10 protein-coding genes and 1 pseudogene are annotated in these 10,151 nt (G+C 46.8%); all 11 read right to left on the bottom strand.

From position 1 onward, the window contains the following. Nucleotides 1-251 (bottom strand): annotated as a pseudogene (locus Q384_RS13805) (IS1595 family transposase); the annotation flags it as partial. Between the two features lie 704 nt (nucleotides 252-955). After that, the gene (locus Q384_RS09865; RefSeq protein WP_037587606.1) at nucleotides 956-1,450 is read right to left on the bottom strand and encodes a single-stranded DNA-binding protein; all 495 of its coding nucleotides are present in this window, start codon (nucleotides 1,448-1,450) and stop codon (nucleotides 956-958) included. Between the two features lie 74 nt (nucleotides 1,451-1,524). Continuing rightward, the gene (locus Q384_RS09860; protein ID WP_037587602.1) at nucleotides 1,525-2,136 is read right to left on the bottom strand and encodes a lytic transglycosylase domain-containing protein; all 612 of its coding nucleotides are present in this window, start codon (nucleotides 2,134-2,136) and stop codon (nucleotides 1,525-1,527) included. 19 nt (nucleotides 2,137-2,155) lie between these two features. After that, nucleotides 2,156-2,458 (bottom strand): GNAT family N-acetyltransferase, encoded by a 303-nt coding sequence (locus Q384_RS09855; protein ID WP_037587599.1) that lies wholly within the window; start codon nucleotides 2,456-2,458, stop codon nucleotides 2,156-2,158. Then, nucleotides 2,448-2,621, bottom strand: coding sequence for a hypothetical protein (locus tag Q384_RS13420; RefSeq protein WP_156956538.1), 174 nt, complete (start codon nucleotides 2,619-2,621; stop codon nucleotides 2,448-2,450). The genes Q384_RS09855 and Q384_RS13420 overlap by 11 nt, the downstream gene beginning before the upstream one ends. A gap of 89 nt (nucleotides 2,622-2,710) precedes the next feature. Next, on the bottom strand, nucleotides 2,711-4,051 hold the full coding sequence (locus tag Q384_RS09850; protein WP_037587596.1) for a deoxyguanosinetriphosphate triphosphohydrolase: 1,341 nt from the start codon (nucleotides 4,049-4,051) through the stop codon (nucleotides 2,711-2,713). A gap of 125 nt (nucleotides 4,052-4,176) precedes the next feature. Next, nucleotides 4,177-4,785: a hypothetical protein gene (locus Q384_RS09845; protein WP_037587593.1), complete on the bottom strand. Its 609-nt coding sequence runs from the start codon at nucleotides 4,783-4,785 to the stop codon at nucleotides 4,177-4,179. A 149-nt stretch (nucleotides 4,786-4,934) separates the two neighbouring features. Continuing rightward, nucleotides 4,935-5,702 carry a hydroxyacylglutathione hydrolase gene (gloB, locus tag Q384_RS09840; RefSeq protein WP_037587591.1) on the bottom strand — a complete coding sequence of 256 codons (768 nt, stop codon included), beginning with the start codon at nucleotides 5,700-5,702 and terminating at the stop codon, nucleotides 4,935-4,937. Nucleotide 5,703: 1 nt separating this feature from the next. Beyond that, nucleotides 5,704-6,243 (bottom strand): NUDIX hydrolase, encoded by a 540-nt coding sequence (locus Q384_RS09835; protein WP_037587588.1) that lies wholly within the window; start codon nucleotides 6,241-6,243, stop codon nucleotides 5,704-5,706. A gap of 172 nt (nucleotides 6,244-6,415) precedes the next feature. Then, nucleotides 6,416-6,715, bottom strand: coding sequence for a hypothetical protein (locus tag Q384_RS09830; protein ID WP_037587586.1), 300 nt, complete (start codon nucleotides 6,713-6,715; stop codon nucleotides 6,416-6,418). Nucleotides 6,716-6,883: 168 nt separating this feature from the next. Continuing rightward, nucleotides 6,884-10,151, bottom strand: a 3,268-nt coding sequence (locus Q384_RS09825; protein WP_211251104.1) for a putative Ig domain-containing protein, incomplete at its 5' end; no start/stop codon positions are given.

Genomic DNA, 10,151 nt, shown 5'->3' with positions numbered 1-10,151 from the left:
CCGCGCACCCGCTTGGCACCGAAGTAACTTTCATCGGCTTCCAATTCCCCGTTGAAAGGCGTATTTTGCAAACAATACGTGAAAATTCGCAACCTAATCTTTGTGTATATTCGATTGATTGACTGACGACTGATTCCGGTTAATTTTGCGGTTTGAGAGGCAGTTAAATCAAGCGAAAAACACTTGATAATTTGCCGCATTTTTGCATCAGAAAGTGACGAACTTTTTTGGTACTTGCAAACCATTGCCATGACTCCTTTTTAGACATTTTAATGCCTTGTTTGGTTGTCATGTCCCTAATATTTTTGATTTTTAAAATCAAACAGCAAAAAATTTTCGGAAAAACTTTGTACAAAATTGATAACAAAAAGCCCGCTAATCCCCCCACCGCAATGCGGCGAGGTATCCGCTGAAATAATTTCAGTTGCAAATCATTATAAAGTTTTTTATATTGCCCTAATCCCTGCCTTTGTACATAACGACTGTAGGTATGTACTCATTTTGGAATGATACGCCGCAGAGCGGCGAGGAATATAACCCAAAGAGATTAATGCCACTGAAAAGCAGCTTTTTTGTTTGATAACGAAAATTGGTGACGAATAAAAAACCGCCAACCCCAAAAGGCTGACAGAAACTTGCGTTTTTTGGTTTTCGGCTTGTTTCTATTGACTAAACAGCAATATCAACGCTAAGATAACCCTAACGTCAATCTTGGCGGTTAATCGAAACTTACCTATACGGACGGTTAGTTTCATAATCAAACCTGCCTTTCCGGGTAGGCATGATTACAAATAGCCCCGTTCCAGCGGGGCTATTTGCTGCCTAGCCCCGCCGCGATTATACCCAAAGCCTGCTTTAACACAAAGCGGGCTTTTTGTTTTGTTGCCCAAATAAAACAGGCTACCTGAAATTTTTCAGACAGCCTGAATCACCATTGGTTTCAATTTTTTAAAACTCAAAACGGAATATCGTCATCAATATCGTCCACCGGTGCAGGCGTTGGCTCAGCTTGACGGCGCGGTGCGGCAGGCGGGGCTTTCGGTGCGGCGGGAGCATCGTAATCCCGTTGTTGCCCGTAATCACCGCTTCGGGCTTGTCCGTAATCACCGCCGCTGTTTTCACTGCGGCCGCCCAACATTTTCATTTCATTGCCGATAATGTCGTAGGCAGTGCGTTCAAGACCGTCTTTGCCTTGATATTTTCGACTTTGAATGCGCCCCTCAATATATACCAGACTGCCCTTTTTGAGGTATTGCCCCGCAATTTCACCCAATTTACCAAACAAGGTAATGTTATGCCATTCGGTACGGGTTTGTTTTTCGCCGCTTTTGTCGCGCCATTGCTCATCGGTGGCAATGGAGAAATTGGCGACCGCATCGCCGCTGGGCATGTAGCGCACTTCAGGATCACGCCCCAAGCGGCCAACCAAAATCACTTTATTAACAGACATAATGCCTCTTTTCTGTTTCAATCAATCTGAATAAATTTTGCATTTTGCAATGTGCGGATTATACCAGAAGCGGGCTATGCCCATTGCCACCGCCGCTGCCATGCACCGATAACGGCATCGGAATACACCGTGCGCCCGAGCGAGCCGTTATACCGTGCCAGCGCACGCTCCATATTGCCGTTTTCCACATTGCGGTAATGACGCAAGATGGTGCAGCCGTAACGTAAATTGGTGCGCACATCAAATAAATTATGCTCGGGCTTGCCGATATAATTTGCCCAAAACGGCATCACTTGCATCAAGCCGCGTGCGCCAACGGGTGAAATCGCATATTGACGAAAACGGCTTTCCACTTCAATCAAACCCAACACCAGCTGTGCGTCCAATCCGGCGCGCAGCGATTCATAATGAATATTGGTCAGCAAGCGTTTGCGGGCATAATCATCAGGCACAAACAACGCCAGCCGCGCGGACATTGCCGCCAGCCAGCGTGCACCCTCTTCGGGCTTGGCAAACATTAATCGCGGCGGATTAACGTGATTAACGGCATTGCGCATCAATGATGCCACATCGTCAGACAAGGTTTCTTCGCGCTGTGCGCCCGCATGTGCCATTTTCGGCAGCAATAGGCTGCCTGAAAGCAATAAACCACTGCACAAACAATCACGGCGACTGATTTTTTTCATACTTTATTGGTTTTAATATTTAATCTGCCAAAACATCACGAACTTCAGGTGTTTTTTGGAACATTGCCGCCGCAAACGGACACAGTGGAATTACTTTAATATTTTCTTCGCGCACCACATCAATCATATGAAAAAATAATTGCTTACCCAAACCGCGCCCTTCATATTCAGGGAAAACTTCGGTGTGATCAATAATCCATTTTCCTTTATTCACCCAAACATAAACCATTTCACCCATGGGTGTGCCTTTATCGTCTACGGCAACAAGCGCGCCTTTTTTGCCGTCGTCTCGTCTAATCATGTCCGCCGATTTAATGCTCATTGATTTGTGCTCCGTCGTATAGAAAAACAGGCTGCCTGAATAAAACGCAGTTTGGGTTTAATTGTGTTACTTTACCGCAAAACACGCCCATATTCAAAAAGTTGCTGAAATAAGCTGTGTTTTCAATCGCGGCGGCGGTGTGCCGTAACGGCGAAAAAAGCATCGGTACTTTTCAGGCTGCCTGAAAACCATGAAACATAAATATTTTTACCCTGCCAATTTTCACAGCGAACAGTATTTTAAGATAAACCACTACATCATGCCGATGCCCGAAATTTCCCGCGCCAGCCGCGCCGCCCGATTGTCGGTCATGCCGCCGACAAAATCCAAAATTTTCATATAGGCGTAATACAGCTTATCTGAAGCCAAAATCGGCTCGTCTTGCAATAATTCCAAAGCCAGTGATTGGCGTACGCTCACTTCACCTTTGGTGATGAACGCATATGCCGCCGGCACCAATAGCCCCAAAATCAAATCCATGCACGGGAATGCCGCAATTTCGGTCATCAATTTGTCTTGATGACGGTAAATACGGTTGCGTGCCAATTCTTTGGCATTGGCTAAGGTATTTTGTACGGCAGGTGAAGCGAAAGCAAGCAAATCTTTGCCTTGAAAATCGCCCGTGAGCAGTGAATTGTGGTGGGTCATAAACGTTTGTGCCACATTGTCGATGGCTTTGCCGATTGCCATGCCGCGCAGCATGGCACAACGTTGTAAACCAGATTGTGCTTGCCATGAATTTTCAGTGGGAACGAGCTCGGACAATACATTTTCAACGTCTAAATCTTGCAGCAGCCCCAATTCCACCGCATCTTCTAAATCCAGCAAGGCATAGCAAATATCATCGGCTGCTTCCATTAAATAAGATAAAGGATGCCGCGCCCAATGGTGTTTGCTTTTTTCAGGCAGCCCAAGTTCACGGGCAACGCATTCAATAAACGGCAATTCGGTTTGATAAATATTGAATTTTTTCCGCCCATGCGGTGCGGAGCTGGTCCACGGATATTTCATTAACGCACCGATCGCAGCGGCGGTTAAGCGCATACCGCCTCGGTTGCGGTACATCTCCAAATTTGCCGTTAAACGCAAGCTGTGGGCATTGCCTTCGTAGGTTTGAATGTCGTTGCGCTCAGCTTCGGTTAAACCTGCTTGAAAAACAGCATGGCGCGAATCGCGAAACCATTCACGCAAGGCATCTTCACCGGAGTGTCCAAACGGCGGATTGCCGAAGTCGTGCGCCAAACAGGCTACCTGAACCACTGCGCCAATGTCAGTAGCAGAATATTGCGGCGGCAAAAAACCGCCGTTTTTCAACATCACACCAACGCGGTTGCCCAAACTGCGCCCGACACTCGCCACTTCCACGCTGTGCGTTAAGCGGTTGTGGGTGTGATCGTGTTCGGCAAACGGGTGTACTTGCGTTTTTCGCCCCAACCGCCGAAACGCACCAGAAAACACCACGCGGTCATGATCAATATGAAAATCCGTGCGCAAAGCATCTGCACCTTCTTGGGTGGACGGTGTACTGGTGGGGATAATGCTGCCGTTTTGTTGTTTAAAACGTTGGGTACTGAGCAATTGCTGCCAATTCATAGAGTCTATTCAATGTGGTTATCAGGCTGCCTGAAATATCGCCTTTGTTTTGTAGGAGAAGTACACAAAGTGCAGTTACTTTTTGCTAAGCTGCTATTTTTTAAAATTATCGCTCGTTTGTCTTTTTATAAACCATACTGCATGACAGGGCGTTTGAATTTTCTCAACATCTCCAAGTCGCTAATTTCTGTAGCCCCTGGTATCCCTGCCTTATTCAACATTTCCCGAAAATGCTTCATACTCTTCATTTCTGATTCAAATGCTTTTCTATTCCAAATAGATATTGCCTGCTGCACATAAGAAATATAATCATATTTATCAATATTATTCTCATCTAAAACATTGAATAGCTCATCAATGCCGATAGAGCGGTTATCACGGCTTAGATCTACCGTCTCAAGCAAAAATAATAACTTTCCCCCCGCCTGTTCTTCAAAATTTAACTGAACCGTAAATCCTTTGAAGTAATATATATAATATGTTGATTCCAAAAAACCAGCAGGAGCATGCGTACCGTCAGTACCACCATAATACATCAGCCAAATATCTCCCGATTGATTGACCAGACGAGTTTTATCAGCAGAATATTTTCCCTTCACAAAATTTTCAACAGTCCAATCATCCTGCCAGTTGTAATTGAATGGATTGATGACATCACAAATATTTTGCAATTTCTTACGTTGTTCATCGCTGTATTCATTTTTATATGTGAAAACTTCTTCAATCAGTTCCATCAATGCCCCCCTTTTATTAGTTGCTTTTAAATCAGAACCACCATAATTTCTGCTTGCTGTGAATTGTATCAAATTCGGTATGCCGATTCCTCATTCGTTCTGCTGTAAACCGACAGCGGTATAGCCATCACCAAAATTACGGCTACCGATTAAAACCGATTTTTCCATTCACGCAAAAAAGCAAATACCGCCGATTCATTATCCGCTTCACTTTCAGGCAGCCCTTGAATAACGGCTTGCTGTTTCACCGTTGTTTTTCCAATGCGTAAAAACGGATTGATTTGCCGCTCGTGCGCCAATGAAGTCGGTAAAGTGGGTTTATTGTGATGACGCATGATTTGGGCTGCCTGAAACGCAGCGGTAACGGCAGTATTTTCGGGTTCAATTGCTTGAGAGAAACGCAAATTCGACAGCGTATATTCGTGGGCGGGATAAAACAGAGTATTTTCAGGCAGCCTGTTGAAGCGTTGCAGGCTATTGAATAAATCGTTTACCGTGCCGTCAAACACACGCCCGCAACCCGCGCTGAATAAGGTGTCGCCGCAAAAAACATGGGTTTGCGCATGATCACAGACTAAATAAGCCAAATGCGCGGCGGTATGCCCGGGAATTAACCACACTTCTGCCGTACACTCGCCCGCGTGAATAACATCACCCTCGCCGACAACACAGTCCGCGCCCCACGCCGCATTGCCGTACACCGTGCATTGCGGATAGCGCGCTTTTAATGCCGCCACGCCGCCGATGTGGTCGTGGTGGTGATGGGTCAGCAAAATACCCATTAAGTTCAGATGATTGTCTGACAAAAACCGCAAAATCGGCTCAGCATCGCCCGGATCGACACACACGGCATTGTTTTCAAAAATCAGCAGCCAGATATAGTTGTCGCTCAGTGCGGCAATCGGGGTAATTTTCATTTCAGGCAGCCTGATTCAACCAATATTGCAAACCGATCAGGGTTTTGGCATCTTGTATTTCGCCGTTTTGTATCGCATGGCGCACTTCGTCTTTATTCATCAGCACGCATTCCAATATTTCATCGTCGTCGGCATTTAATTGGCTGTTTTTAACAATATTTTCAGCATAATACAAATACATTTTTTCATCACAAAACCCCGGCGCGGTGTAAAACGTCTGCAGCAAAACCGCGTTTTCGGCAGTGTACGGTGTTTCTTCTGCCAATTCACGTAAAGCACAGTTTTTTGGGTCTTCACCCTTTATGTCCAGCTTACCCGCCGGCAGTTCCAGCAAAGCCGTACCCGTGGGATAACGCCACTGACGCACCAGCACAGCCTGCTGCTCAGCAGTGATTGCCAGCACACAAGCCGCACCCGGGTGGCGCACCACGATTCGGTTGGCAGTTTGTCCATTCGGTAAATGAACAACATCTTGAAACACATCAATAAACGCACCCCGATAAACGGTTTGGCTCTCTATTTGGGTTTCGATTAAATTCATAAATGGTTTATCCTTAAATCAATATACTTTGCCGCTGAAATACTTTAGAAATACAGTTCCCTGCCTTTATGCCGATGTTATTTCGGCGTTTGGGCGCATCTTTACTGCGCTCAAATCACATGCAGAGCGGGGTTTAAGAGCAGCAAATAAAGAACGATTAATCATTTTTTGACTACACCACCAGCTGATGATTAAGCAACATTTCTTCCAAAGAAGCTTGTGTACCATAAAGCGTCAATAAAGTTTCGTATTGCCCTGTGCCGCAAGTATCGGTACTGATAACTGTACCGCCGTTTACGGCAAGTGCTGCTCCGCTGCCGTCGTTACCACTGAAAACCAAGTTGGCATGATACTCAATATTCAAGTAATTGCACAAATCGGCAGAGGAAGCATTGAGCTTATATTGTCCGTCACTGTCTTGATACAAGCCCAGACTACCGATGTAGTCCGGCAACAAAGCATTTAAATTCACAATATCAATTTAATTCGTTGTTAAAAAGGTGCTGTTGATTTTACAAAAAATAAAGCTGTCGTTATTTTTGTCTAAAAAATCCAGAAAATTCAGTAAAATAACAATGGGTCATGACCCAATAAAAAAAGCAGAAGTACTTCTGCTTTTTTTATTTATTTCTTCACAAACTTACAAAATACCCGCCGTGTTGTATTGGGCGATTTCTTCAAACACCGTCATGGATTGTACCGTTGGATTTGTGCCTTTGAGGTATTGATTGAAATCAGGATTTTCCAACACCGCATCAGCAAACTCGAAGCGTTCGATGTAGCACAAAGACGGATTACCCAGTTTGATTGTATTGCTGCCATCGCCAGTAAACAATTCTAAGGTATTACCATTGCGGTCAAACAGCAAATCAGCAAGGTTGAGGTCGGTGAAACGCACAATGTCGTTGCCGCCTGTTTTGTTTTCATAAATTGTATCCGTACCGAATGCACCGCTGAATTCATAGAAATCATCACCCTCTCCACCCCATAACGAATCATTACCCGTACCACCGACCAAGGTATCGTTACCATCGTTGCCGTAAAGCGTATCGTTGCCGTCACCGCCATATAATTTGTCATGGACGTTGCTGCCGACTAAAGTGTCATTACCGCCTAAGCCGTATTGAATGGTGGGTAAGTTGAGAATGGGTTTATAGTTAATTTGATTGTTTCCTTCATCGCCCAGAAAGGTCATGCCATTTTGCTCAAAATCTGCCCAGGTCATGGTTTTGTCAGCAAATTCAAAGTTTTTAAAGTTACTTGTTGGACTACCGAAAAAGTATTTCACTTCAATTTTATCGCCTTCGTGGTAGCCCTCTAAAATCAGGGAATAACCGGGAACGCAGCGGAATATGACTTCTTCGAATTTAACATCGCTGAAGTGAATGGTATTAGTGTCTTGGGGTGAGACGTCCCTCACAACGTCTTGACCATGACCTTTGGCAAAATAATAAGTATCGTTGCCTCTACCGCCGTCCATGTAGTCATTACCTGTACCGCCGATTAAAACATCGTCACCGTCGTTACTGTAAATTATGTCATTATCAGCACCGCCGTCCAGTATGTCATCAGCATTACTGCCGTGAATGGAATCAATACCGCCTTTGGCTTCAATCCAAACCGCTTGATTGCCGCCGCTGTAACTGAAGCTGTTACCGCTATCATTTCCTCTAACATAGGTTCTTTGTATATCGGCTGCCTGAATGTCCAGCATAAATGTTTGCGCCGCTTGTTCGCCGCTCGGATCAATTGCCAATACTTCGATGTTCAGGTTGCCAGCACTGCCTTTGGGCGGGATACCGCTGAAGGTTTTGGTGGCTTCGTCAAAGTGCAGCCACTCGGGTATGGTGCCGATGCGGTAAGTCAGGGCATCGCCGTCGGGGTCGGTGAAGGCGGTTTCAGGCAGCCTGAATGTCCATGCGCTGTTTTCGGTAAGCGTTTGCGCATCAATCGGAGTGCCGACTGTGGGGGCGTGGTTACCTGATTGAATTGCCAAAACAAACGTTTGCGCCGCTTGTTCACCGCTCGGATCAATTGCCAATACTTCGATATTCAGGTTGCCGACGCTGCCTTTGGGCGGTGTGCCAACCAAAGTTTTGGTGGCTTCGTCAAAGCGCAGCCATTCGGGTGAGGCGTTGATGCGGTAAGTCAGAACATCGCCGTCGGGGTCGGTAAAGGCATTTTCAGGCAGCCTGAATGTCCATTCGCTGTTTTCGGTAAGCGTTTGCGCATCAATTGGAGTGCCGACTACGGGAGCGTGGTTACCTGATTGAATTGCCAAAACAAACGTTTGCGCCGCTTGTTCGCCGCTCGGATCAATTGCCAATACTTCGATGTTCAAGTTGCCGACACTGCCTTGCGGCGGCGTGCCAACCAAAGTTTTGGTGGCTTCGTCAAAGTGCAGCCATTCGGGTATGGTGCCGATGCGGTAAGTCAGGGTATCGCCGTCTGGATCAGTAAACGCATTTTCAGGCAACTTGAATGTCCATTCGCTGTTTTCGGTGAGGGTTTGTGCATCAATCAGCGTACCGACTGCGGGGGCGTGGTTGCTGGGTTGAATGTTCAAAACAAACGTTTGTGCCGCTTGTTCACCGCTCGGATCAATTGCCAATACTTCGATGCTCAGACTGCCGACACTGCCTTGAGGCGGTGTGCCAACCAAAGTATTTGTGGCTTCGTCAAAGTGCAGCCAATCGGGTATGGCGTTAATGTGGTAAGTCAGGGCATCACCGTCGGGATCGGTAAACGCATTTTCAGGCAGCCTGAATGTCCATGCGCTGTTTTCGGTAAGCGTTTGCGCATCAATCAGCGTGCCGACTGCGGGGGCGTGGTTACCTGATTGAATTGCCAAAATAAACGTTTGCGCCGCTTGTTCGCCGCTCGGATCAATTGCCAATACTTCGATGCTCAGGTTGCCGGCACTGCCTTTGGGCGGTGTGCCGCTGAAGGTTTTGGTGGCTTCGTCAAAGTGTAACCACTCGGGTATGGTGCCGATGCGGTAAGTCAGGGTATCGTCATCGGGGTCGGTGAAGGCATTTTCAGGCAGCCTGAATGTCCATTCGCTGTTTTCGGTAAGGGTTTGTGCATCAATCGGGATACCGACTACGGGGGCTTGGTTGTGGTTGCTTGGTTGAATGTTCAAAACAAACGTTTGTGCCGCTTGTTCGCCGCTCGGATCAATTGCCAATATTTCGATGCTCAGGCGGCCGACACTGCCTTGCGGCGGTGTGCCAACCAGAGTGTTTGTGGCTTCGTCAAAGTGCAGCCACTCGGGTGCGGCGTTGATGCGGTAAGTCAGGGCATCACCGTCTGGATCAGTAAACGCATTTTCAGGCAGCTTGAATGTCCATTCACTGTTTTCGGTAAGGGTTTGTGCATCAATCGGAGTACCGACTTCGGGGGCATGGTTGCTTGATTGAATGTTCAAAACAAACGTTTGCGCCGCTTGTTCACCGCTCGGATCAATTGCCAATACTTCGATGCTCAGGCTGCCGACACTGCCTTGCGGTGGTGTGCCAACCAAAGTATTTGTGGCTTCATCAAAGCGCAGCCATTCGGGTGCGGCGTTGATGCGGTAAGTCAGGGCATCACCGTCGGGATCGGTAAACGCATTTTCAGGCAGCTTGAATGTCCATTCACTGTTTTCGGTGAGGGTTTGCGCATCAATCAGAGTGCCGACTACGGGAGCATGGTTACCTGATTGAATTGCCAAAATAAACGTTTGCGCTGCCTGTTCGCCGCTCGGATCAATTGCCAATACTTCGATGCTCAGGCTGCCGACGCTGCCTTTGGGCGGCGTACCAACCAGAGTGTTTGTAGCTTCGTCAAAGTGCAGCCACTCGGGTATGTTGTTAATGTGGTAAGTCAGGGCATCACCGTCGGGATCGGTAAACGCATTTTCAGGCAGC

Source organism: Stenoxybacter acetivorans DSM 19021 (assembly GCF_000745895.1).
Classification (GTDB): domain Bacteria; phylum Pseudomonadota; class Gammaproteobacteria; order Burkholderiales; family Neisseriaceae; genus Stenoxybacter; species Stenoxybacter acetivorans.
The sequence above is the reverse complement of the archived record's forward strand: the minus strand, read 5'-3'. Positions and strand labels throughout refer to the sequence as shown.

Bases quoted from the DNA above. Each gene is read 5' to 3' on its own strand.
- Q384_RS09850 (WP_037587596.1), bottom strand. From the start codon at position 4,051: ATGAATTGGCAGCAATTGCTCAGTACCCAACGTTTTAAACAACAAAAC.
- Q384_RS09845 (WP_037587593.1), bottom strand. From the start codon at position 4,785: ATGGAACTGATTGAAGAAGTTTTCACATATAAAAATGAATACAGCGAT.
- Q384_RS09865 (WP_037587606.1), bottom strand. From the start codon at position 1,450: ATGTCTGTTAATAAAGTGATTTTGGTTGGCCGCTTGGGGCGTGATCCT.
- Q384_RS09855 (WP_037587599.1), bottom strand. From the start codon at position 2,458: ATGAGCATTAAATCGGCGGACATGATTAGACGAGACGACGGCAAAAAA.
- Q384_RS09835 (WP_037587588.1), bottom strand. From the start codon at position 6,243: ATGAATTTAATCGAAACCCAAATAGAGAGCCAAACCGTTTATCGGGGT.
- Q384_RS13420 (WP_156956538.1), bottom strand. From the start codon at position 2,621: ATGCTTTTTTCGCCGTTACGGCACACCGCCGCCGCGATTGAAAACACA.
- Q384_RS09860 (WP_037587602.1), bottom strand. From the start codon at position 2,136: ATGAAAAAAATCAGTCGCCGTGATTGTTTGTGCAGTGGTTTATTGCTT.
- gloB (WP_037587591.1), bottom strand. From the start codon at position 5,702: ATGAAAATTACCCCGATTGCCGCACTGAGCGACAACTATATCTGGCTG.